This is a genomic window from Pseudomonas caspiana, assembly GCF_040224095.2.
In the GTDB taxonomy this organism is placed as follows: Bacteria; Pseudomonadota; Gammaproteobacteria; order Pseudomonadales; family Pseudomonadaceae; genus Aquipseudomonas; species Aquipseudomonas caspiana.
In genome coordinates, this window is sequence record NZ_CP167995.1 from 4739964 (window position 1) to 4762149 (window position 22186).

Consider the following 22186-nt stretch of genomic DNA (forward strand, 5'->3'; position numbering starts at 1 on the left):
GATCAGAAACTCCCCTGAATGGACAGATAAGCTCCGTTCTGGTTTTCCAGCGTGGCGATTTCTCCCAGCTTCGCGTAAGCCAGTACCACGGAGAGGTGTTTGTTAGGGAAATATCCCACGAACAAATCAGCCCAATCACTCTCACCGGCGAACGACAGGTTGTCCGGCTTTTCACGGTATTCAACTCCGACAGCCCAGCGCGGGTTGAACAGTACTGCGACCGAACCTTCCTTGAGCACGCTACGGGTATCGCGACGATCACCGCCGAAGCCAAGCAGACCGGTTTCATTGGCGCGGCTGTAGCGCACGCCACCATTGACCACCAGGTTGTAGCCGAATGCAGCGCCCATGAAGAGGCGACTGGCGGTCAGATAGCCCTCGACATCCGAATCGCGTTTGGCACCAATAAGGCTGGGGATCAGGAAGTCATTCTGCTTCTTGTATTCGATGCCCAGCGACACCTGCGGCAGGCTGTCGTAAATCAGGTCGCCGAACAGGCGCACCTTCACGCCAAAGATATCTTGAGTCAGGTTGTCTTCCGGCAGGCTGAGGTCCTTCTGCAACGTCCCCAGATCAAAGCGCTGGTGAGCGTAGGACAGCTCCACGCGGTTGTCATACGCGACCGACATGCCTGCCACATCCAGCGTGTAATCCGGCAGGTCTACATGAGTCGCGAAAACGCTGGTGCCCCACTCGCCCTGTTCGCCATAACCGGTGAGCACGGCCCACGGCGTAATACCGCCACCCGCTGCGCCTTCGATGCTTGAAGCGCCTCCCGTAGCGATCAAACGACCATTGTCAGCCTCTGCAAACGGTATGAAGGCACTTAGAACACAACTCAGCACAACTGAAGTTTTTTTGTAATTCATAGCTTAATGAACCATCAGACTGGGTGAAGACAAGGACTTGGCCATCCAGGCTTCGAAGGCGACTGCAGGCAACGGTCGGCTGATCAGATAGCCCTGAGCCGTGTCGCAGTGCCAACGCTCCAGTAACTTGAGACTGTGTTCGTATTCAACGCCCTCGGCGACCACCTTGAGACCCAGGTTATGGCTCATCTCAATGGTGGAACGCACGATCACTGCGTCTTCACTGGTTTCATCCAGGTTACGCACGAACGATTGGTCGATTTTCAATTCCTGCACCGGCAGACGCTTGAGGTGCGCGAGCGACGAGTAACCGGTACCGAAGTCATCCACCGAGAGGCTGATGCCCAGATCGCGCAGGCGATTGAGCACGATCAGCGCCTGCTCAGGCTCACGCATCACCGCGCTTTCAGTGATTTCGAAAATCAGCTGATCGGCAGGAACGCTGTGCAGCTTGAGGAGTTTGATGACACGTTCGACCAGGTGCTCACCGAGCAAGTCATCGGCAGAGATATTGACCGACACCTGCAAGTACAGACCGCGTTTGGACCATTCAGCCAACTGACGCATGGACTCTTCAATCACCCAGTTGGTCAGCAACTGGATGCTGCCCGTGCGCTCGGCCAGCACGATGAATTCGGCTGGCGAAACGTTACCGAACTGCGGATGCGTCCAGCGCAACAGGGCTTCTGCCTGACGTACAGTGCCTTGCCGAATATCCAGCTTGGGCTGGTAGTGCAGCATCAGCTCGCCTTTTTTCGCAGCATGACGCAGATCGCGAATCAGGCTGATCTGACGCTGGTGGGCGAGATCGCGACCGTCTTGATAGACCTGCAACCGGCCTGGCAGATTCGCAGCATCCTGACGGGCGATGGCGGCGCGTTTGAGGAGTTCTACAGCGCAATCGCCGTGCGCGGGATAGCTGGCAATGCCGATACTGCATTCCAGCGTGACGTCGTTGCTGTCGACATGCTGAGGCTGATCCAAAAGGCGCTGCAATTGGTCGGCGCGACCTACCGCGCCGTCACTGCCGATATGGTCCAACAGCACCAGAAATTCATTGGCTGTCAGCCGCGCCAGGGTGTCACCGGGTTGCAAAGTGCCCTGCAAGCGCTTGCCGATCTGTTGCAGCAGCTGGTCAACACCGGCAGAACCGCACGCGTCACTGATCTCCAGATAGTTATCGATACTCAAATACAGCAAGGTCATGGCACGCTGCGCAGCGATGGAACTACTCAGGCGCTCCATCGCGAGTGCCCGATTAGGCAAACCGGTCAGTGGGTCATGCAGAGCGTTGTGCGCCAATTGATCTTCGCGAACAGCAATGCCTTGCTGCATGTTGTTGATGGCCACAGCCAATTGACCCAGTTCGTCACTGCGAGCCAATGTGACGGGGGTTTTATAATCGCCCTCACCAATACGTCTGGCAGCTCCGGCCAGTACCTGAACAGGTTGGGAAACACTGCGCGCCAGTCCCAAAGTGCCGATCAGCGAAGCCAGCAACGCAATAATCGAGATCCAGAAGATTTTTTCATCCAGCGGAGCGAAGGCCAGCATGGCTTTATCAATCGGGCTTTGCAGTAGCGCGAATACTTGCTCCTGACTCCCGTCAATGCTGTCCAGCACCATGGTCTGGCTCAAGAAGCTCAGGCCACCATGCTCGGTCATGTGCATCCGACCTTCAGCCGGGTTGAGCATCAGCGCTACCAGGCTGTCCTCCAGCTCTGCAGGTTGCGTGCTGATCAAGTGTCCGGGCTTACCGTTTTCGACGGTGAGGAATGACACCTCAAGACCACTGAGCGAGCGCAAGGACTGGGCAAGTTCGGCATCCATGCTGAAACCCATGACCACTCGACCGATGGGCAATGGCGCCAAAACGGTACTTTCCACTAGCAGATGTGGTACGCCGCCACCCGGGACGATGACCATGGACTGACTTTTGCGGCGAGCATCGCGCAACGTCTGGTCAAACGGGAATTTGGTGCCCTCAACGATTTGCGGGATCGTACTGGCTACGACTGTACCGTCCATGCTCAGCAGGAACATGTCGCTGGCATTGATCCGGCTACCGTGATTGAGCAACACCGAACGGATGGTCGAAGCATCGGAACTGGCGACTGCATCGCGAAAGCCGAAATCAGCCGAGACCAGTTGCACGCCGTCACGCAGACGCTTGCCACGCATGTCCATGACATCGGCGAACACGCGAGTGCCCACCTCCAGCTGGGTCTGCGCCTGAGAGCGAACAGCGTCGCCGGTTGCCGCTTTGACAGCGAGAAACACCGCTACCACTACAACCAGCAGCAATGCGATAAGCACGCAGGCAATTCGCGCCTGAAAACTTGTGCGCAGATTCATTGGTGAGCAGCTTTATGGAAAGCATCACCAAATGCGCTGGGGGCAGCGCCGTCCGGCTTTTCGTCAGTACTCGGCTCTACCTCCAGCTTGAAGTCCTTGCTCAGCCCCGTAGCAGGAACATCAAATTCGCCACCGCTGGCAGGCTGCATATCGATGGTCTTCGGGTGCCACAGGGTTGCCGAATAATGCCCGGCGGGCATGTCGTCAAACTTGACTACACCGCTGGCGTCGCTGACTGCGAACCAGGGTTCGTCTGTGACGTAGATATAGCCGACCATCCAGTCATGGATGTTACAGCCCAGTACGACGACGCCTGGTTTATCGAACAATTGCGGATCGGACGGAGTACCGCTGTACAAGCGCAGTTCAAAACGCTTGGCGGGAGAAAAGGAATAAACCTGATGGCGAATGTTGTCGCTGTTGGGGAATTTGACTTCAGTGTTGCTGTGCACGGCCAATACACGCGGCACGAACTCCTGATCACGCTGATCCATGTCGGCCTTTAGCGCAATGCTCTTGCCGGGAGGCCCCTGCAGGGTCAGCACGGCATTGCTCAGTGGCTTGCCTTGTTGATCGAGAATCCGGGCGGTCAGCGTGGCAGCAGAAGTTGAAGCCGCGCCCAAAGCCCAGCAACCGGTCAAAACGATCAACGACAATAATTTGCTCATAAGCTAATCCACAACGGCAAAGCCGGATAAAACAACGCCAGCCTTGGCAACGAAGGGTCTCACTCGCAGAGTAGCTGCGGTCAGACGGAAGATCACGCACTGAGGAAAGGCATTTAGCCATCATCGATGAGGTTTCGACGAAAGGTCGTTCCGGGGCCTTGGATGGCTTGTTTTTTCTTCCTCTCAATAGGCTATCGACAGCTGCCATTGAAACCTGAGGGCGACTGCCCCATCTAAGCACCATGTTCAATTGTGCAGGTGCCCCATGAGCGACCAGCAAGCAGACTCACAAGATTTGCCAGAAGACGTAGAAGCCGAGCTCGAAGTAACGCTGAACTCCAGCAGCACCACGCTCGCTTTGCCTGGGCAGAACCTGCCGGACAAGGTCTATATCATCCCGATTCACAATCGCCCTTTCTTCCCGGCTCAGGTATTGCCGGTGATCGTCAATGAAGAGCCCTGGGCCGAAACCCTGGAGCTGGTCAGCAAGTCCGACCATCACTCTTTGGCGCTGTTCTTCATGGATACGCCTCCCGAGGACCCACGACACTTCAATACCGCTGCGCTGCCGGAGTACGGCACGCTGGTCAAGGTGCACCACGCCAGCCGCGAAAACGGCAAACTGCAATTCGTCGCCCAGGGCCTTAGCCGGGTGCGGATCAAGACCTGGCTCAAACACCATCGCCCGCCCTATCTGGTGGAAGTCGAATATCCGCATCAGCCCAACGAGCCGACCGACGAGGTCAAGGCTTACGGCATGGCCTTGATCAACGCCATCAAGGAGCTGCTGCCGCTCAACCCGCTGTACAGCGAAGAGTTGAAAAACTATCTCAACCGCTTCAGCCCCAACGATCCTTCGCCGCTGACTGACTTTGCCGCAGCGCTGACCTCGGCCACTGGCGTCGAGTTGCAGGAGGTCCTCGACTGCGTGCCCATGCTCAAACGCATGGAAAAAGTCTTGCCCATGCTGCGCAAGGAAGTCGAAGTAGCGCGTCTGCAAAAGGAAATCTCCGCCGAGGTGAACCGCAAAATCGGTGAGCACCAGCGCGAATTCTTCCTCAAGGAGCAGCTCAAGGTCATCCAGCAGGAGCTGGGCCTGAGCAAAGACGACCGCAGCGCCGACATCGAGCAGTTCGAGGCCCGTCTGGAAGGCAAAACCTTGCCCTCCCAGGCCCGCAAGCGCATCGATGAAGAAATCAACAAACTCAAAGTGCTGGAAACCGGCTCTCCGGAATATGCGGTTACCCGTAATTATCTGGACTGGGCCAGCTCCGTGCCTTGGGGTGTCTTTGGCAAAGACAAACTGGATCTGAAGCACGCCCGTAAAGTGCTGGACCAGCACCATGCAGGTCTGGACGACATCAAGACGCGGATCCTCGAGTTCCTCGCGGTGGGGGCCTATAAAGGCGAGATCAGTGGTTCGATCGTCTTGCTGGTTGGCCCGCCGGGCGTTGGCAAGACCAGTGTCGGCCGCTCGATTGCCGAATCTCTCGGTCGGCCGTTCTATCGCTTCAGTGTTGGCGGCATGCGCGACGAGGCGGAGATCAAAGGCCACCGCCGTACCTACATCGGCGCTCAACCGGGCAAGCTGGTGCAGGCGCTCAAGGATATGGAGGTCATGAACCCGGTCATCATGCTCGATGAAATCGACAAGATGGGCCAGAGCTTCCAAGGCGACCCGGCGTCGGCGCTGCTGGAAACCCTTGACCCGGAACAGAACGTCGAATTCCTCGATCACTATCTGGATTTGCGTCTGGATCTGTCGAAAGTGCTGTTCGTTTGCACCGCCAACACCCTGGACTCGATTCCCGGCCCATTGCTGGACCGGATGGAAGTGATTCGCCTGTCGGGTTACATCACCGAAGAAAAAATGGCCATCGCCAAACGCCACCTGTGGCCCAAGCAACTGGAAAAGGCTGGCGTGTCCAAGGGCAGCCTGAGCATCAGCGACACGGCGCTGCGCTCGATCATTGAAGGTTATGCGCGGGAAGCCGGGGTCCGGCAGCTGGAGAAACAGCTGAGCAAAGTCGTACGCAAGGCTGTGGTGAAATTGATCGACGCGCCCAAGTCGACGATCAAGGTTGGTCCGAAAGATCTGGAAGCCTCGCTGGGTATGCCGGTCTTCCGTAACGAGCAGGTGCTGGCCGGTACCGGCGTCATCACTGGTCTCGCATGGACCAGCATGGGCGGCGCGACCCTGCCGATTGAGGCGACGCGAATTCACACCCTCAACCGTGGTTTCAAACTCACGGGGCAATTGGGTGACGTGATGAAAGAGTCGGCAGAAATCGCTTACAGCTATGTCAGCTCGAATCTCAAGCAATTCGGCGGCGATCCGACCTTCTTTGACGAAGCGTTCGTGCATTTGCACGTTCCCGAAGGTGCAACGCCAAAAGACGGCCCGAGTGCGGGCGTGACCATGGCCAGCGCTCTGCTGTCCCTGGCCCGCAATCAGGCGCCGAAGAAAGGCGTGGCCATGACCGGCGAGCTGACGCTGACCGGGCATGTTCTGCCGATTGGCGGCGTTCGGGAGAAAGTTATCGCGGCGCGTCGGCAGAAAATCAATGAACTGATTCTGCCGGAGCCTAACCGGGGCAACTTCGAGGAGCTGCCGGACTATCTGAAGGAAGGGATTACCGTGCACTTCGCCAAACGCTTTGCTGATGTGGCGAAGGTGTTGTTTTAACAGGTGATGATTTTTCTTGTGGGAGCGGTGCTTGCCCAGAGTAGTACTAGCTAACTCTCTCCCACATCCATAACTCATCGGTTATGCTCCGGTTTCGTATGAAAGACCGGAGCCACTATGCCCCCTGCGCGTCTGCTAGCCCTGTTCAGCCTGTCACTGCTCGCCGCCTGTGCGCAGCAACCCAGACAAATCGTCACCCTCGAAGATCAAAGCGACTGCCCGCTGCCGCTTAAAACAGGTCAGACACTGATGCTGAGCTTGCCCAGCTCGCCCACAACCGGTTATCGCTGGCAGATCCAGGACGCTGCGCCCTCAATCCTGCGCAGTCTCGGTCCTGAGGTTTACAACAACTCAGGCGACAAAAACATGGTTGGCAGTGCCGGGCAATCGGTGTGGCGCTATCAGGCGTCAACCGCCGGAACTGGCCGCCTGCTGATGGTTTATCAACAGCCTTGGGCCCCGGAAGTGCCACCGGAACAGACGTTCGATTGCACCATTACCGTCAACTGAACAGGTTTTGCTGTCGTTCGATGAGATGAGGTTTCAGCCGAGGCGCGGATTTGGCTAAAATGCCGCACTTTTCAGCCCCTGCCGGAACCACCGTGAGCAAAGAACCCGACCGCATTTTCGCCCAGCCGCTTGCCCAGGTGCCGGACTTCGCCTTCAACGAAGATGTAGTGCGGGTGTTCCCGGACATGATCAAGCGCTCGGTGCCCGGCTACCCGACGATTGTCGAGAACCTCGGCGTACTTTCGGCGCAATTCGCCCAGCCCAACAGCGTGCTCTATGACCTGGGCAGCTCACTCGGCGCGGTTACCCAGGCCCTGCGACGCCATGTGCGGGTCGAAGGCTGCAAAGTGATCGCGGTGGATAACTCGGCCGCGATGGTCGAGCGCTGCCGTGAATACCTGAACGCACAGGATTCGATGTTTCAGGAGTTGCTGCCGGTACAAGTGATTGATGGCGACATTCTGGCCCTTGAGTTTCAGCCTGCTTCGGTGGTCGCACTCAACTTCACCCTGCAATTCATCGCGCCTGAAGAGCGCCTCGCATTGCTGGGCCGTATTCGCCAGGCTCTGGTGCCGGGTGGCGCGCTGATTCTGTCTGAAAAGCTGCGTTTCAATGATGAGCAGGAACACACGTTGCTCACCGATCTGCACATCGCCTTCAAGCGCGCCAACGGCTACAGCGAGCTGGAAATTGCCCAGAAGCGCAGCGCCATCGAAAACGTGATGAAACCCGACAGCCTCGAAGAACACCGCCAACGCCTGCTCGACGCGGGCTTTTCCAAAGTGGTGCCGTGGTTCCAGTGCCTTAACTTTGCCTCGTTGATTGCCCTGCCATGATTGATCTCGCCCCACTGGTCCGCCGTCTGGCGGGCACTCCTCTGGCTGAATGGGCCAACGGCCTGCAGGCCCAACTCGACACAAAAATGGCCAAGGGTCATGGCGACCTGGAACGCTGGCAAGGCGCACTCAATGCGCTGCCGGATTTGAAACCGTCACGTGTCGAACTCAAGGACAGCTTCACCCTGGAAGTCGATTGCGACGATCAGACCAGAACACAAACCCACGCTGCGCTGATGGGGCTGTCTCCCTGGCGCAAAGGCCCGTTCGATGTATTCGGCGTGCACATTGATACCGAGTGGCGTTCAGACTGGAAGTGGTCGCGTGTCTCGCCACATCTGGACCTCAAAGGTAAACGCGTGCTGGATGTGGGTTGTGGCAACGGTTACTACCAATGGCGCATGCTGGGTGCCGGGGCTGACAGCGTGATCGGTGTCGATCCGAACTGGCTGTTCTTCTGCCAATTCCAGGCCATGCAGAAATACTTGCCCGAGCTACCGGCGTGGCATCTGCCGTTTGCGCTGGAAGACTTGCCCCCGCGGCTGGAAGGCTTCGACACAGTGTTTTCCATGGGCGTGTTGTATCACCGCAAGTCGCCCATTGACCACTTGCTGGCACTCAAGGATTGCTTGGTCAAAGGTGGCGAACTGGTGTTGGAAACCATGGTGGTTGAAGGCGACGTGCACCAGGTGTTGGTCCCGGAAGACCGTTATTCGCAGATGCGCAACGTATGGTTCCTGCCGTCGGTAGCCGCTCTGGAGCTGTGGTTACGCAGGGCAGGCTTCGTTGACGTGCGTTGCGTGGATGTCAGCGTGACCACTGTTGAGGAGCAGCGCAGCACCGAGTGGATGCGTTACCAGTCGCTGAGTGACTTCCTCGATCCGCAAGACCACAGCAAAACCGTGGAGGGCTTGCCCGCGCCGATGCGCGCAGTGATCGTGGGGCGTAAGCCGTAAAGATCATGTACCACTGATCTCCTGTGGGAGCCGAGCTTGCTCGCGATTGGGACGGCGCAGAACATCAGGCAAACCGCGTCGCCCTTATCGCGAGCAAGCTCGGCTCCCACAGCCCCCACTCAAAATCAGGCTTTATGCGCAGCCGCCACAATCAACGCCTTCATCTCTGCCACCGCCGCCTTGAACCCTACAAACAGCGCATGCGCCACCAACGCGTGGCCGATGTTCAGTTCGTTGATGCCCTTGATCGCGGCCACGGCCTCGACGTTGTGGTAATGCAAGCCGTGACCGGCATTGACGATCAAGCCCTCGCCCAAGCCGAAAGCCACGCCATCAGCGATCCGCTTCAGTTCTTCAGCGACTTCGGTCGGCGTTTGAGCATCGGCGTAGCGGCCAGTGTGCAATTCGATGGCAGGTGCGCCTACACGCTTTGAAGCAGCGATCTGCTGCTCATCAGCATCGATGAACAACGACACTTCGCAACCAAGCTTGCTCAAGCGCTCGACCGCGGCCTTGATACGGGCTTCTTGCCCCGCTACGTCGAGACCACCCTCAGTGGTCAGTTCCTGACGGGTTTCCGGTACAAGGCAAACATGAGCCGGACGAATGCGCTCGGCAAACGCCAGCATCTCTTCGGTGACGCCCATTTCGAAGTTCATGCGGGTCTGCAACACGTCCTTGAGCAGCAGTACGTCGCGCTCCTGAATGTGACGGCGGTCTTCACGCAAATGCACGGTGATGCCATCAGCACCCGCCTCTTCCGCGTCCAGCGCGGCCTTGACCGGGTCCGGATAACGCGTGCCACGGGCCTGACGCAAAGTGGCAACGTGATCGATATTCACGCCAAGAAGGATGCGAGTGCTGTGAGTCACGGGTGTCTCCTGAAATATGATCGAAACAGGTCGGTGAGCATAAAGCCTGATTAGGGCTTGCGAAACAGTTCGCGACTAACCAATGGACGGCCGCCCAGATGCACGGCCAGCGCCTGACGCATCAACCGCTTGGCGGCGGACAAGGCGCCTGGGGCACTCCAGTCAGCCTCAGCCATGGCCAGCAGTTCAGTGCCATTGAACAAACCTGGCTGTAACAGATACACCTGCTCCAGCCCCGCATCCACTTGCAGTCGATACATGCCCTTGGCGTCCAGTGGTTCACCGTTGATGTCGACGTCCAGCGCGAAGCCGTAACCCAGTTCATCCAGCAGACGCCATTCGAACGAGCGCAGCAATGGTTCCAACGGCCGCCCTTGGGCGAGCGCCTGCAACGTTGCAGCATAGTGATCGAATACCGCGGGATGGGGATCTTCGGCAGGCAGCAGGCGAATCAACAGTTCGTTGAGGTAGAGCCCGCTGAATAGCGCATCACCGACCATCCAGCTGGCGACGCCGGAGCTTTCCATACGGCCGACGTTTTTCAGCTCGCCACGGCCACGGAATTCTACTTCCAACGGGACAAACGGCCGAGCCAACGTGCCCGCCTTGCCTCGCGCACTACGCAGCACGGCACGCAACCGGCCCTGAGGCGTGAGGAAGTCCACCAGTGCGCTGTTTTCACGGTACGCCCGGCTATGCAACACGTAAGCAGGTTGGCCGATTGGCACGCTGGTCATTCAGGCTGCTCTAGGAAAGCAAAGGCACGAGAACGGCGCGACCAGAACAGTCGCGCCGTTGAATCAGGCTTACAGGTCGCCGTAACCCAACGAACGCAGGGCGCGTTCGTCATCGGACCAGCCACCTTTGACTTTAACCCAAAGGTTGAGCATGACCTTGGAGTCGAACAGCAGCTCCATGTCACGGCGCGCTTCGGTACCAATACGCTTGATACGCTCGCCTTTGTCACCAATGATGATTTTCTTCTGACCATCACGCTCGACGAGGATCAGCGCGTGAATATGCAGGGTTTTGCCCTGCTGCTTGAACTCTTCGATTTCCACGGTGATCTGGTACGGCAGCTCGGCACCCAACTGACGCATGATCTTCTCGCGAACCAGCTCAGCGGCCAGGAAACGGCTGCTGCGGTCAGTGATCTGGTCTTCCGGGAAGAAATGATCGTTTTCTGGCAGGTGCGAGGCAATCAGGCTTTCCAGCGCGTCCAGGTTGTGCCCGTGCTGCGCGGAGATTGGCACGATTGACGCATTCGGCAGTTGACCTTGCAGCCACTCCAGATGCGGCATCAATTCTGCTTTGTCTTCGATACGGTCGGTCTTGTTGATCGCCAGGATCAGCGGGCCCTGTACGTACTGAATACGCTCCAGAACCATCTGGTCTTCATCGGTCCAGCGGGTACGGTCAACCACGAAGATCACAACATCAACGTCTTTCAACGCCGCCGACGCCGTTTTGTTCATGTAGCGATTGAGCGCTTTCTCGCCATTTTTGTGCATGCCCGGAGTATCAACGTAGATGGCCTGCACAGCGCCTTCGGTCTTGATGCCCAGCATGTTGTGGCGAGTGGTCTGCGGCTTACGCGATGTGATCGCCAGCTTCTGACCGAGAATGTGGTTGAGCAGCGTGGATTTGCCCACGTTCGGGCGGCCGACGATGGCAACATAGCCACAGCGTGTTGCGATTGAATCAGTCATGGCCGTTCTCCACGCCAAGGGCAATAAGTGCTGCAGCCGCTGCTACCTGTTCGGCAATACGACGGCTGACACCCTGCCCCCGGCTTTTTTCATTCAATAAGGTGATCTCGCATTCGACGAAGAATGTCCGGCAATGCGGTTCGCCCTGGATATCCACCACTTCGTAACGTGGCAGTTCGCAGGCACGCGACTGCAGAAACTCCTGCAGTCGGGTTTTTGGATCTTTGTTGGTGTCGACCAGCGTCAGGCTGTCGAACTCGGTAGTCAGCCAGGCCAGCACGCGCTCGCGAGCCATCTCCATGCCTGCATCCAGATAAATCGCACCAATCAGCGCCTCAAGGGCGTCGGCCAGAATCGACTCGCGACGGAATCCGCCGCTCTTCAATTCGCCAGACCCCAGACGCAGGTATTCACCCAGATCAAAACCGCGAGCCAGCAAGGCAAGGGTTTCACCCTTTACCAGACGCGCTCGCAGGCGCGACAACTGGCCTTCGCGGGCCTGCGGGAAGCGATCGAACAACGCTTCACCGGCGACAAAATTAAGAATGGCATCACCGAGGAACTCCAGGCGCTCGTTATTGCGCCCAGCGAAGCTGCGGTGGGTCAGGGCCAGGACCATCAGTTCCTGATCCTTGAAGGTATAGCCGAGCTGACGCTCCAGGCGACTCAAGGAAACGCTCACGGTTTACCCACGCTGAAGGTGTCGTCGAACATCACCACCAGATCAATGTTCTGGATCAGTGATTCACGTTTTTCATATTTCAAATGGGCAAGGAACCTGTTGTTCTCTACCGTCACGCTTAACGCCTTATTCAAATCCACATCCCGAATACTGTTGACCTGCATGCTCTTGCCGACATAACTGTAAAACTCGCTGACCGTACTGATTTCCAGAGCCCGGTTGCTATCAACCGCATTGATGATTTTTTTCATCTCTCTGTTATCGAGGTAGTGCGGGACCAGCTTGAAAGCCACGCTCAGTACAAATATTCCCAGCGCTATCGCCAGCAATACTCCTGTAAACGACCATCCCTTTTGCGAGCTGGCGAACGTCATGTACGACCCCAAGGATAGCTCGTCATCGCACACGCAGATGGTTTCATCAGTCGCGGTACATTTTCGAGCAAGCCCAAATGACATACGGCGCTGTAGAACACAGCGCCGCATTGATTACTTGATCAACCCTACTCGCGAGAAGTTAGGGAAGTGACTCAGTTTCGGCTCAGGCCAGCTCATCCACACAGCAAAAGCCTTACCGACAATGTTCTTGTCCGGAACCATGCCCAACTCATCCTTGGGAATGTTGGGATCATCCCAGTAGCGGCTGTCGTTGGAGTTGTCGCGGTTGTCGCCCATCATGAAGTAATGGCCGGCAGGCACAGTCCACTCACGGTCAGGCGGCGCACGATAGCGGCTCATTTCCTGGCGGATCTGATGCTCAACTTCACCCAGCTTCTCGCTGTAAAGCTCAGCGCTGCCCAGCGTTCCAGGCTCGGTGCCGATCAACTGCTTGGCCACCAGCTCACCGTTGACGAACAGCTTCTTGTCACCGGTGTAGCGAATCTGGTCACCCGGCAAACCGATTACACGTTTGATGTAATTGACGCTTGGGTCGCTTGGGTAGCGAAACACCATTACATCGCCGTGTTTCGGCTCACCAATCGAAATGACCTTTTCATCAATGACTGGCAAGCGAATCCCGTAGGAAAACTTGTTCACCAGGATGAAGTCGCCGACCCGCAGCGTCGGGATCATCGATCCTGACGGTATCTGAAACGGCTCGACCAGAAACGAACGCAGCACCAGCACGATGAACAGTACCGGGAAGAACGATTTGCCGTATTCAACCAGCAATGGCTCTTTGTTCAGGCGCTCAACCACCGCAACATCCGGCTGGCTGACACTGCCCTGATACATCGTGATGGCAGTCCGGCGACGAGGTGCCAGGATGACCAGATCGAGCAACGCCAGCAAACCGCAGACAAAAACAGCGATGACCAGCAACAGCGGGAAATTTAGTGACATAGGACCTGACTATTCCAACCTGAGCACTGCAAGGAAAGCTTCTTGTGGAATTTCCACGTTGCCGACCTGCTTCATGCGTTTCTTACCGGCCTTTTGCTTCTCGAGCAATTTACGTTTCCGGCTGACGTCGCCGCCGTAACATTTGGCCAATACGTTCTTTCTGAGAGCCTTGACGGTTGTACGCGCAATGATCTGACCGCCAATGGCCGCCTGAATCGCTACATCGAACATCTGCCGAGGAATCAGCTCCTTCATCTTTTCGGTCAACGCACGGCCTTTGTAAGCCGCGTTATCACGGTGCACGATCAGCGCCAGTGCATCGACCTTCTCGGCGTTGATCAGCACATCCAGCTTAACCAGATTGGCAGACTGATAACGGTCGAAATGATAGTCCAGCGATGCGTAACCACGACTTACGGATTTGAGACGGTCAAAGAAGTCCAGAACCACTTCATTCATCGGCAAATCGTAAGTCACCTGCACCTGAGTCCCCAGGAACAACATGTCATGCTGAACACCGCGTTTCTCGATGCACAGCGTAATGACGTTGCCCAGGTGCTCCTGCGGCACAAGAATATTTGCCCGGACAATCGGTTCGCGCATGTCTTCCACGGCCGAAATGTCTGGCAGTTTGGACGGGTTATCGACGTAAATCGTTTCGCCTGTCTTGAGCAACAGCTCAAAAATAACGGTAGGCGCAGTGGTGATCAGGTCCAGATCGTACTCACGCTCCAGACGCTCCTGGATGATTTCCATGTGCAGCATGCCGAGGAAGCCGCAACGGAAGCCGAAGCCCAGTGCGTCAGAGCTTTCTGGCAAGTACTGCAAGGACGAGTCATTCAGCGTGAGCTTTTGCAGCGCTTCGCGGAAGTCTTCGAAATCATCGGAACTGACCGGGAACAGACCGGCATAAACCTGAGGCTGGATGCGCTTGAAACCCGGCAGGACTTCAACATCAGGCGTGGTGCTCAAGGTCAGCGTGTCACCCACCGGCGCACCGTGAATGTCCTTGATACCTGCAATGATGAAGCCTACTTCACCGGCTTTCAGATCAGCAGTGGCCGTGTGCTTGGGAGTAAACACACCCACGCTGTCGACCAGATGCAACTTGCCAGTGGACTTGACCAGGATCTTGTCGCCCTTCTTCACCCGGCCGTGACGCACACGAACCAGGGAGACAACGCCCAGATAGTTGTCGAACCACGAGTCGATGATCAACGCCTGCAGCGGATCTTCGATATTACCGGTGGGTGCAGGAATGGTCTGAACCAGACGCTCCAGCACTTCATCGACGCCCATACCGCTCTTGGCGCTGCACGCTACGGCGTCAGTGGCATCAATGCCGATAATCTTCTCGATTTCGTCTTTGACGCGATCCGGATCGGCCTGCGGCAAGTCCATCTTGTTCAGTACCGGCATGACCTCAAGGCCTTGCTCGATGGCGGTATAACAGTTGGCAACGGACTGGGCTTCAACGCCTTGACCGGCATCCACAACCAGCAACGCACCTTCGCACGCGGCCAGGGAGCGGCTGACTTCATAGGTGAAGTCAACGTGGCCTGGGGTGTCGATGAAGTTCAACTGGTAGGTTTTGCCGTCATTGGCCTTGTAGTGCAGCGTGACGCTGTGGGCCTTGATGGTGATCCCGCGCTCACGCTCGAGATCCATGGAGTCAAGTACCTGAGCTTCCATTTCGCGCTCGGACAAGCCACCGCACATTTGAATGAAGCGGTCGGCCAGCGTCGACTTGCCATGGTCAATGTGGGCGATGATGGAGAAATTACGGATATGACTCAAATCACTCACGGATCAACACTCAAAAAGGATGCAGGCAGATTACCCGCCAAAAAATAGCCGGGAATTGTACCTGAACTAACGCTGGGGCGTCACGTTAAGAGGCGACTGGTTAAGCATCAGGGCACACTCCGGATACAAAAAAGGGCGGTCAGCGCCGCCCTTCCTTGTTAATCAACCCTGCTATTCAGGGAGCTTGAAGGTAATGAAGCTCGCACGGCCCTGACGCAATACACGCATGGAGACAGAGCGATTCTTCGGCAGCGCTTTAGCTATTTCGGTGAAGTTTTTCGCCGAGCTGATGGCCTGATTGTTCAAGTGGGTAATCACATCGCCAGCTTGCAGACCGATGAGAGCCGCCGGACCGTCGGTCACTTCCTTGATGATCACGCCGCCCTTGAGCTCAAGAGTCTTCTGCTGCTCAGCGGTCAGATCTGCAACCGACACACCCAGACGATTGCTACTGCGTTCAACACCAGCGGCAGCACCGGAGCCCATCTCCTGACCTTCATCAGGCAACGCGCCCACCGTAACAGTCAGGTTTTGACGCTTGCCGTCACGAATGATGCCCAGCTCAGCCTTACTGCCATCCTTGAGGTTGCCAATCAAGTGCGGCAGATCAGCCGACATCACGATGGGCGTACCATTGGCAGTCAGGATGACGTCACCAACCTGCAGACCACCCTTCGCAGCCGGACCGTTGTCGAGCACCTGAGCAACCAGCGCACCGGCAGGCTTGTCGAGACCGAAGGATTCAGCCAGGTCTTTGTTAACCTCCTGAATCACAACGCCCAGCCAGCCACGGTTTACCTTGCCGCTAGCCTTGATCTGATTCGCAACGTCCAGCGCTACATCGATAGGAATCGCGAACGACAGGCCCATGAAACCACCGGAGCGGGTGAAAATCTGCGAATTGATACCGACCACTTCACCCGACATGTTGAACAGCGGACCACCGGAGTTACCCGGATTGATCGCCACGTCAGTCTGGATAAACGGCACATAAGTATCGTTCGGCAGGCTACGGCCTTTGGCGCTGACAATACCTTTGGTCACCGAATGATCGAAGCCGAACGGTGAACCGATCGCCAATACCCACTCGCCGACTTTAAGTTTCTCGGAGTTGCCGAGCTTGACCGTAGGCAGGTCTTTTCCTTCGATTTTCAAAACGGCAACGTCAGTGCGCGGATCCGTACCGACCAGTTTGGCTTTCAACTCACTGCGATCAGACAGACGAACCAGAATTTCATCAGCCCCGTCGATCACGTGATTATTGGTCAGGACATAGCCGTCAGCCGAAATAATGAAACCTGACCCCAGCGATTGCGCTTCACGCTGACGGTCTCCACGACCCGACCCAGGCGGACGAGAACCTGGCGGCACGCTGCGCTCAAGAAACTCGCGCAACATCGGCGGCAAGCCTTCGAGATCAGGCATTTGGTTCTGAGCGACGGAGCGCTCCGGCATTTTCTGACGGGTACTGATGTTTACGACGGCAGGGGAAGCTTGCTCGACAAGGCTGGTGAAGTCCGGCAACGCCTCGGCCTGAGCCGTGACGACTTGCCCAAGCATCAGCACAGCGGCAAACAGTGAGAGATAGGATTTCAAGCTTGGTATCGACATATGGCTCCCGTTCACAACGAGCATAGTTAAGCAGTACAGACCGAACGTCCCAGAAGACCGACGGCCATGGCACTCGACCGAGTGCAGATTTCCGGCAGCCACTTTCCTGGCCCTGAAACAACAAAGGCCAGAGCTGCGAGGCTGTGACCTATAGAAAAAAACGAGAGTTTTTGCAACCTGGAAAGCTCACCAAACATTTCGGAGAACTGACCATAAGCCCTGCAAATGCTTGCTCTGCGGCTTACCTGGCCCAAGATGAAACCTTCTACATCTTGGGCACTGACCATCACTTTTCCGAACTACTTCTTGCTGGCTTGCAGATCAGTACTGCGAAGCGAAAGCGCAACTCGCTCGGCCGTACCAATTGGCACTTCACCCACAACTGTCACCAGCACGTCGCCTTTAGGCGTCGTGAGCCGACGAGACACAGCAACGGTGGGACCCAACTGAGTCCGCGTATCAGTTACCGCCGCACCACCGATGGGTTCTACGAAGACCGAGAATCTGGCAATGCCATCGTCATACATCAGATTGCTGACCTGGACGCTGGAAGCCGAGTCCTTGCGAACTGCGCTACTGCTCAACTCGAAGCCTGGCGGCGTCCACTCCAGACGCCAAGGCGCTGGTTTTCTGGACGCTTCTGGCTTGGCCTTGGCAACGTCCACAGGCTTGCAATCAGCGCTGGCTTGCAACATCTGATCAGCAGGGACGCTGGCAGTATCAAATTCAGTGAACTGGAATCGCTCAAGGAGCTGCCCTTTTTCACTTAGCAGGAGCGACTTGAGTGGTAATCCGGTTTCATCGTCGAGGTGCAACTCAATGCCGTAACGATGTTGATCCTTGGGCGCCAGTGCAATGATTTTTGCCGGACGACCAGCCACACGCGAAGTACCAACGACTTTCATGTCGTACCAGGCGGAAAGCTTCTTAACATCGTATGCATGAACTGCAGAATCAGGGACATTGGAGACTCCTGCTTCCAAAGTGCCACTGACGCACTGGGTTACCCCATCAACGCGTAACACTTCCTGAGCGGAACCATCCAATTGGAGCAGGCGCTCACGAACCTTGCCATCAGTTACCCGATGCCAGATTCGATGAGTAGAGAAATTGCCATTTCGCTCGTAAACGAAGGTGCCTTGAAAGCTTTGCTTTTGCTCAGCCTGCGCAAGACGCTTCAGCGAGTCTTGCGCATCATCGGCATGAGCGGGGAGGACAAGCCATCCACCAAGCAACAAGGGCAATAGAGGGATGGCGCGCATGATCCTCCTTAACGGTTTTCCAGGCTTGCAGCGCGAGCGTAAGGCAGAGCGCTTTCAGTACCTTTCAACGCTGCCTGTTGAGCATGTTGACGCAGGTAGCCGGGGATACGCTGATCCTGGCCAGCCTGACCTTGCAGAACACCGTTAACCATTGGGCCTTGAGCAGGTTCGCTGCTCTCGGTGTAACCTGCCAGTACAGCCGGACCTTTCACCTGAGGAACAGACAGGCTGGCAGGCTGTGGAGCCTGTTGCGCCAACTGTGCACCGGCAATGTCATCCTGGTTGTACAGACGTACACCAGCCAGAACGGCAACTGTAACAGAGGCAGCAACTGCAAGACGTCCCAGGCTACGCCATGGGCCACGACCGGCTTTCAACGGGCTGACTTCATCGGCGATCGCGGCAGAGACTGCAGCCGTGATATCCAAGTGAGGCATCAACAGCTCTTTGTGCATCGCTGCACGAGCAATCTGATAACGCGACCATGTGGCACGTGTATCCGCATCGTCGATTGCATTAAGCACTCGACGTAATTCCAGTTCGTCCGCTTCGTTATCCATCACTGCGGACAGCGATTCCTGCAGGGCTTCACGACTCATGGCGGTTCCTCTCTTGGCTATCGCCGCTGTCTCAGGATTCCTGCAACAACGGCTGCAGGGCTTTATCGATGGCTTCCCGAGCGCGGAAAATCCGAGATCGCACGGTACCCACCGGACATTGCATGACGCTGGCAATGTCCTCGTAACTCAGACCGTCGAACTCACGTAAAGTTAGTGCCGTACGTAAATCTTCCGGGAGAAGCTGGATGGTTCGATGGACAGTGCCCTCGATCTCATCCCTTAACAATGCACGCTCCGGCGACTCGATGTCCTTGAGGCCATGATCGCCATCGTAGAACTCCGCGTCTTCAGACCTTACATCGCTATCTGGTGGTCGCCGACCGCGCGATACCAGATAGTTCTTCGCCGTGTTAATGGCGATGCGGTACAGCCACGTGTAAAAGGCGCTGTCACCGCGAAAATTTCCAAGTGCACGATAGGCCTTGATAAAGGCTTCCTGCGCAACGTCTTGAGCTTCATGGGTGTCGTGCACGAAACGCACGATCAACCCGAGAATCTTGTGCTGATACTTCAGCACCAACAGATCAAAAGCTCGCTTGTCGCCGCGCTGAACGCGTTCGACCAGCTGCTGATCCTCTTCCTGGGTTAGCATGAACACTCCTCATAGAGCTTGAAGGAGCGCTGTACCCGCCAGTGTGTCGGCTTGCATACATAGACTCGGGCTTCTCGCAAAAGTTCTCCCCTCCAGGCAAGTTTCCTGTGGACGCTCAATGGTCCGCACGGAAAAACGCAGCTCGAACCAGGTCGGCTGCGCGAATAATCTAGTCGTCGAATTCGCAGGTGGCAGCTTCATCCAGCCCCATTAAAAGCCGACGCCGTCCCTTTACAGGCAACCAGCTATTGAACCCGGGCCATCATAAAAAGTTCCCTGAGTTCTATCGCCAGCGTGAGACCAATAACGTCACTTCGTAGGAAGATAGCCGCAGTATTACGGAGTCTGCGCACTAACTGACGGGTAACGGTATGCATTCAGACACGGACTGGAGCACAATCCGGGCCCTTCATGGTTCCACATTGCCATAAAGGCGCGGCTATTGTGCCGCTAGACCCTTACTTATACTAGTGGCCGCAGCATGCGGAGTTCAGAGATGAGCCAACATTTTCAACACGACGTACTGGTAATCGGCAGCGGCGCAGCAGGCTTGAGCCTCGCTCTGACACTGCCCACCCATCTTCGCATCGCGGTCCTTAGCAAGGGAGAGCTGGCCAATGGCTCCACATTCTGGGCCCAAGGCGGGGTTGCCGCGGTTCTTGATGAAAGCGATACCGTGCAATCCCACGTGGAGGACACGCTCGATGCGGGTGGCGGACTGTGTAATGAAGACGCTGTGCGCTTCACCGTTGAACACAGTCGCGAAGCAATTCAGTGGCTGATCGATCAAGGCGTGCCCTTCACTCGTGAAGATCACTCAGGCAGCGAAGACAGCAGTTTCGAATTCCATCTGACTCGCGAAGGTGGTCACAGTCATCGCCGTATCATTCACGCGGCAGATGCCACCGGCGCAGCAATTTTCACGACATTGCTGGAGCAGGCCAGATCCAGGCCCAATATTGAGTTACTGGAACAACGCGTTGCCATCGACCTGATCACCGAGCGCCGTCTCGGCCTGGAAGGACAACGCTGTCTGGGCGCCTACGTGCTTAATCGCAGCAGCGGCGAAGTCGACACTTATGGCGCACGCTTCACTGTCCTGGCGTCTGGCGGTGCAGCCAAGGTCTACCTCTATACCAGCAACCCTGACGGCGCGTGCGGGGATGGCATTGCTATGGCCTGGCGATCAGGTTGTCGGGTAGCGAATCTGGAATTCAACCAGTTCCACCCGACGTGCCTTTATCACCCGCAAGCCAAGAGCTTCCTGATCACTGAAGCGCTTCGCGGGGAAGGTGCCTACCTCAAGCTGCCTAACGGCGAACGCTTCATGCAGCGCTTCGACTCCCGTGCTGAACTGGCGCCTCGCGACATCGTTGCTCGCGCCATCGACCACGAAATGAAGCGCCTGGGTATCGATTGCGTCTATCTGGACATCAGCCACAAACCTGAAGCCTTCATCAAGAGCCATTTCCCGACGGTCTATGAGCGCTGCCTGGAATTCGCCATCGACATCACCCGCGAGCCGATACCGGTAGTCCCGGCGGCGCATTACACCTGTGGCGGCGTGATGGTTGACTCTCGCGGCCGCACCGACGTACCTGGCCTGTATGCCATTGGTGAAACCAGTTGCACTGGTCTGCACGGTGCCAACCGCATGGCCAGCAACTCACTGCTCGAGTGCTTCGTCTATGCCCGTTCAGCGGCAGCAGACATTCTTGAGCAACTGCCCCAGATCCCGGAAGTCGTGCCTTTGCCGATGTGGGATGCCAGTCAAGTGACCGACTCCGATGAAGACGTGATCATCGCCCACAACTGGGATGAGCTAAGACGATTCATGTGGGACTACGTGGGAATCGTGCGCACCAACAAACGTTTGCAGCGCGCTCAGCATCGAGTGCGACTGTTGCTTGATGAGATTGATGAGTTCTACAGCAACTATAAAGTCAGCAGAGACTTGATTGAGTTGCGCAATCTTGCACAGGTTGCCGAACTGATGATCCGCTCGGCCATGGAGCGCAAGGAGTCTCGGGGCCTGCACTACACGCTGGATTACCCGGACATGCTGCCCGAAGCGCTGGACACTATTCTGGTGCCGCCCACCTACGTCGACTGAATTTCAGTCGTAGTCGCAGTCGCCGGTGAATATCCGGCGCCAGTGCGTCGCGAGGGATACACAGACCACGCGTCATCCGCCATCTGCTGCGACTTTCACCCGCAAGGCGAAAACGCAGCACAACAATCATAGGCAGCGCGATGCTGTCGCGGCACAACTGCACGGACTGCCAGCCATCGCGCCGGCTCCACAACTGCCAGCCTTCGGCGTTGCGCCGCAGGCCGGTAAAGGCAGTGCTACCGTTCAGCAGAATTGAACCGGGTAACACGCAGATGCCATGAGCCATACATAGCGCCAGACCGAGCCCCACCGCCCAACCTGGAACAGCCAGTAAATAAAGAGAGATCAGAGCCAGAAGTTGCGCGCCGCTGTATGCCACCAGCAATGCCCTTGAGGCATGCCAATGGCATTCGAAGCGATCACTTGGGCTGGACACGGTCCAGAATCATGCGAACCATGCGTTGAAGTTCGGCATCTTCAGATTCGGCACGCTGCATGAACCAGCCAAACATGTCCTGGTCTTCACACGTCAGCAAGCGGCGATACAGTTCGCGGTCAACATCGTTGAGCGTCGGATAGACTTCCCGGACAAACGGTACCAGCAGCACATCCAGTTCAAGCATACCGCGGCGGCTGTGCCAGTAAAGGCGGTTGAGTTCGACGTCTTCGACCATGGAGCGCTCCTCAAAATAGGCG

Annotated in this window: 21 protein-coding genes; 5 read left to right on the top strand and 16 right to left on the bottom strand. The window is 56.7% G+C overall.

Annotated features, from left to right (window positions below; all coding sequences use genetic code 11):
• Positions 1-2: 2 nt before the first annotated feature.
• From ABRP31_RS21475 to ABRP31_RS21485, 3 genes are read right to left on the bottom strand one after another with little or no spacing between them, the layout of a single operon-like run.
• Entirely contained in the window at positions 3-869 is an 867-nt protein-coding gene (locus ABRP31_RS21475) for a DUF3034 family protein (RefSeq protein ID WP_349969823.1), read from the bottom strand.
• Between the two features lie 3 nt (positions 870-872).
• Positions 873-3224, bottom strand: a complete 2352-nt coding sequence (locus tag ABRP31_RS21480; RefSeq protein ID WP_349969822.1) for an EAL domain-containing protein — start codon at positions 3222-3224, stop codon at positions 873-875.
• Positions 3221-3892, bottom strand: a complete 672-nt coding sequence (locus tag ABRP31_RS21485) for a methylamine utilization protein (RefSeq protein ID WP_349969821.1) — start codon at positions 3890-3892, stop codon at positions 3221-3223. Before ABRP31_RS21485 ends, ABRP31_RS21480 begins: the two co-directional genes overlap by 4 nt.
• A 265-nt stretch (positions 3893-4157) precedes the next feature.
• Between ABRP31_RS21485 and lon the strand changes: the two genes are divergently transcribed.
• From lon to cmoB, 4 genes are all read left to right on the top strand, one after another.
• Positions 4158-6578: an endopeptidase La gene (lon, locus tag ABRP31_RS21490; protein ID WP_349969819.1), complete on the top strand. Its 2421-nt coding sequence runs from the start codon at positions 4158-4160 to the stop codon at positions 6576-6578.
• Positions 6579-6695: 117 nt separating this feature from the next.
• Complete coding sequence (locus ABRP31_RS21495; RefSeq protein WP_349969818.1) at positions 6696-7088, top strand: protease inhibitor I42 family protein; 393 nt, start codon at positions 6696-6698, stop codon at positions 7086-7088.
• A gap of 59 nt (positions 7089-7147) precedes the next feature.
• Positions 7148-7924 (top strand): carboxy-S-adenosyl-L-methionine synthase CmoA, encoded by a 777-nt coding sequence (gene cmoA, locus ABRP31_RS21500; RefSeq protein WP_193441838.1) that lies wholly within the window; start codon positions 7148-7150, stop codon positions 7922-7924.
• Entirely contained in the window at positions 7921-8880 is a 960-nt protein-coding gene (gene cmoB / locus ABRP31_RS21505) for a tRNA 5-methoxyuridine(34)/uridine 5-oxyacetic acid(34) synthase CmoB (RefSeq protein WP_087264682.1), read from the top strand. Before cmoA ends, cmoB begins: the two co-directional genes overlap by 4 nt.
• 125 nt (positions 8881-9005) lie before the next feature.
• Here the strand turns inward: cmoB and pdxJ are convergent, their stop codons facing one another.
• The 11 genes from pdxJ to rpoE all read right to left on the bottom strand — a co-directional run bounded on the left by pdxJ (position 9006) and on the right by rpoE (position 19377).
• The gene (pdxJ, locus tag ABRP31_RS21510) at positions 9006-9752 is read right to left on the bottom strand and encodes a pyridoxine 5'-phosphate synthase (RefSeq protein ID WP_349969816.1); all 747 of its coding nucleotides are present in this window, start codon (positions 9750-9752) and stop codon (positions 9006-9008) included.
• A 50-nt stretch (positions 9753-9802) separates the two neighbouring features.
• The gene (gene recO / locus ABRP31_RS21515; RefSeq protein ID WP_087264684.1) at positions 9803-10489 is read right to left on the bottom strand and encodes a DNA repair protein RecO; all 687 of its coding nucleotides are present in this window, start codon (positions 10487-10489) and stop codon (positions 9803-9805) included.
• A 69-nt stretch (positions 10490-10558) separates the two neighbouring features.
• Positions 10559-11461 carry a GTPase Era gene (era, locus tag ABRP31_RS21520; RefSeq protein WP_087264685.1) on the bottom strand — a complete coding sequence of 301 codons (903 nt, stop codon included), beginning with the start codon at positions 11459-11461 and terminating at the stop codon, positions 10559-10561.
• Entirely contained in the window at positions 11454-12143 is a 690-nt protein-coding gene (rnc, locus tag ABRP31_RS21525; RefSeq protein ID WP_027899778.1) for a ribonuclease III, read from the bottom strand. Before rnc ends, era begins: the two co-directional genes overlap by 8 nt.
• Complete coding sequence (locus tag ABRP31_RS21530; protein WP_087264686.1) at positions 12140-12517, bottom strand: DUF4845 domain-containing protein; 378 nt, start codon at positions 12515-12517, stop codon at positions 12140-12142. The genes rnc and ABRP31_RS21530 overlap by 4 nt, the downstream gene beginning before the upstream one ends.
• 114 nt (positions 12518-12631) lie before the next feature.
• The gene (gene lepB, locus ABRP31_RS21535) at positions 12632-13486 is read right to left on the bottom strand and encodes a signal peptidase I (protein ID WP_087264687.1); all 855 of its coding nucleotides are present in this window, start codon (positions 13484-13486) and stop codon (positions 12632-12634) included.
• 9 nt (positions 13487-13495) lie between these two features.
• Entirely contained in the window at positions 13496-15292 is a 1797-nt protein-coding gene (lepA, locus tag ABRP31_RS21540; RefSeq protein ID WP_087264688.1) for a translation elongation factor 4, read from the bottom strand.
• A gap of 171 nt (positions 15293-15463) precedes the next feature.
• Positions 15464-16852 carry a DegQ family serine endoprotease gene (locus tag ABRP31_RS21545; protein ID WP_372489462.1) on the bottom strand — a complete coding sequence of 463 codons (1389 nt, stop codon included), beginning with the start codon at positions 16850-16852 and terminating at the stop codon, positions 15464-15466.
• Positions 16853-17202: 350 nt separating this feature from the next.
• Positions 17203-18165: a MucB/RseB C-terminal domain-containing protein gene (locus ABRP31_RS21550; protein WP_349969814.1), complete on the bottom strand. Its 963-nt coding sequence runs from the start codon at positions 18163-18165 to the stop codon at positions 17203-17205.
• Positions 18166-18173: 8 nt separating this feature from the next.
• Positions 18174-18764, bottom strand: a complete 591-nt coding sequence (locus tag ABRP31_RS21555) for a sigma-E factor negative regulatory protein (RefSeq protein ID WP_087264691.1) — start codon at positions 18762-18764, stop codon at positions 18174-18176.
• Between the two features lie 31 nt (positions 18765-18795).
• A complete protein-coding gene (gene rpoE, locus ABRP31_RS21560; RefSeq protein ID WP_020288878.1) occupies positions 18796-19377 on the bottom strand; it encodes an RNA polymerase sigma factor RpoE in 582 nt (193 codons plus the stop codon).
• 496 nt (positions 19378-19873) lie between these two features.
• Between rpoE and nadB the strand changes: the two genes are divergently transcribed.
• Positions 19874-21490, top strand: coding sequence for an L-aspartate oxidase (gene nadB, locus ABRP31_RS21565; protein WP_349969812.1), 1617 nt, complete (start codon positions 19874-19876; stop codon positions 21488-21490).
• Here nadB and ABRP31_RS21570 read toward each other — a convergent pair.
• Positions 21459-21926, bottom strand: a complete 468-nt coding sequence (locus ABRP31_RS21570; RefSeq protein ID WP_349969811.1) for a protein YgfX — start codon at positions 21924-21926, stop codon at positions 21459-21461. The two genes, nadB and ABRP31_RS21570, sit on opposite strands and share 32 nt — an antisense overlap.
• Complete coding sequence (locus ABRP31_RS21575) at positions 21910-22164, bottom strand: succinate dehydrogenase assembly factor 2 (RefSeq protein ID WP_087264694.1); 255 nt, start codon at positions 22162-22164, stop codon at positions 21910-21912. The genes ABRP31_RS21570 and ABRP31_RS21575 overlap by 17 nt, the downstream gene beginning before the upstream one ends.
• Positions 22165-22186: the final 22 nt, after the last annotated feature.

Excerpts from the sequence above, each read along its gene's own strand:
- ABRP31_RS21475 (WP_349969823.1), bottom strand. The coding sequence starts at position 869 with ATGAATTACAAAAAAACTTCAGTTGTGCTGAGTTGTGTTCTAAGTGCC.
- ABRP31_RS21480 (WP_349969822.1), bottom strand. The coding sequence starts at position 3,224 with ATGAATCTGCGCACAAGTTTTCAGGCGCGAATTGCCTGCGTGCTTATC.
- ABRP31_RS21485 (WP_349969821.1), bottom strand. The coding sequence starts at position 3,892 with ATGAGCAAATTATTGTCGTTGATCGTTTTGACCGGTTGCTGGGCTTTG.
- lon (WP_349969819.1), top strand. The coding sequence starts at position 4,158 with ATGAGCGACCAGCAAGCAGACTCACAAGATTTGCCAGAAGACGTAGAA.
- ABRP31_RS21495 (WP_349969818.1), top strand. The coding sequence starts at position 6,696 with ATGCCCCCTGCGCGTCTGCTAGCCCTGTTCAGCCTGTCACTGCTCGCC.
- cmoA (WP_193441838.1), top strand. The coding sequence starts at position 7,148 with ATGCCGCACTTTTCAGCCCCTGCCGGAACCACCGTGAGCAAAGAACCC.
- cmoB (WP_087264682.1), top strand. The coding sequence starts at position 7,921 with ATGATTGATCTCGCCCCACTGGTCCGCCGTCTGGCGGGCACTCCTCTG.
- recO (WP_087264684.1), bottom strand. The coding sequence starts at position 10,489 with ATGACCAGCGTGCCAATCGGCCAACCTGCTTACGTGTTGCATAGCCGG.
- era (WP_087264685.1), bottom strand. The coding sequence starts at position 11,461 with ATGACTGATTCAATCGCAACACGCTGTGGCTATGTTGCCATCGTCGGC.
- ABRP31_RS21530 (WP_087264686.1), bottom strand. The coding sequence starts at position 12,517 with ATGACGTTCGCCAGCTCGCAAAAGGGATGGTCGTTTACAGGAGTATTG.
- lepB (WP_087264687.1), bottom strand. The coding sequence starts at position 13,486 with ATGTCACTAAATTTCCCGCTGTTGCTGGTCATCGCTGTTTTTGTCTGC.
- ABRP31_RS21545 (WP_372489462.1), bottom strand. The coding sequence starts at position 16,852 with ATGCTTGGGCAAGTCGTCACGGCTCAGGCCGAGGCGTTGCCGGACTTC.
- ABRP31_RS21550 (WP_349969814.1), bottom strand. The coding sequence starts at position 18,165 with ATGCGCGCCATCCCTCTATTGCCCTTGTTGCTTGGTGGATGGCTTGTC.
- ABRP31_RS21555 (WP_087264691.1), bottom strand. The coding sequence starts at position 18,764 with ATGAGTCGTGAAGCCCTGCAGGAATCGCTGTCCGCAGTGATGGATAAC.
- rpoE (WP_020288878.1), bottom strand. The coding sequence starts at position 19,377 with ATGCTAACCCAGGAAGAGGATCAGCAGCTGGTCGAACGCGTTCAGCGC.
- nadB (WP_349969812.1), top strand. The coding sequence starts at position 19,874 with ATGAGCCAACATTTTCAACACGACGTACTGGTAATCGGCAGCGGCGCA.
- ABRP31_RS21575 (WP_087264694.1), bottom strand. The coding sequence starts at position 22,164 with ATGGTCGAAGACGTCGAACTCAACCGCCTTTACTGGCACAGCCGCCGC.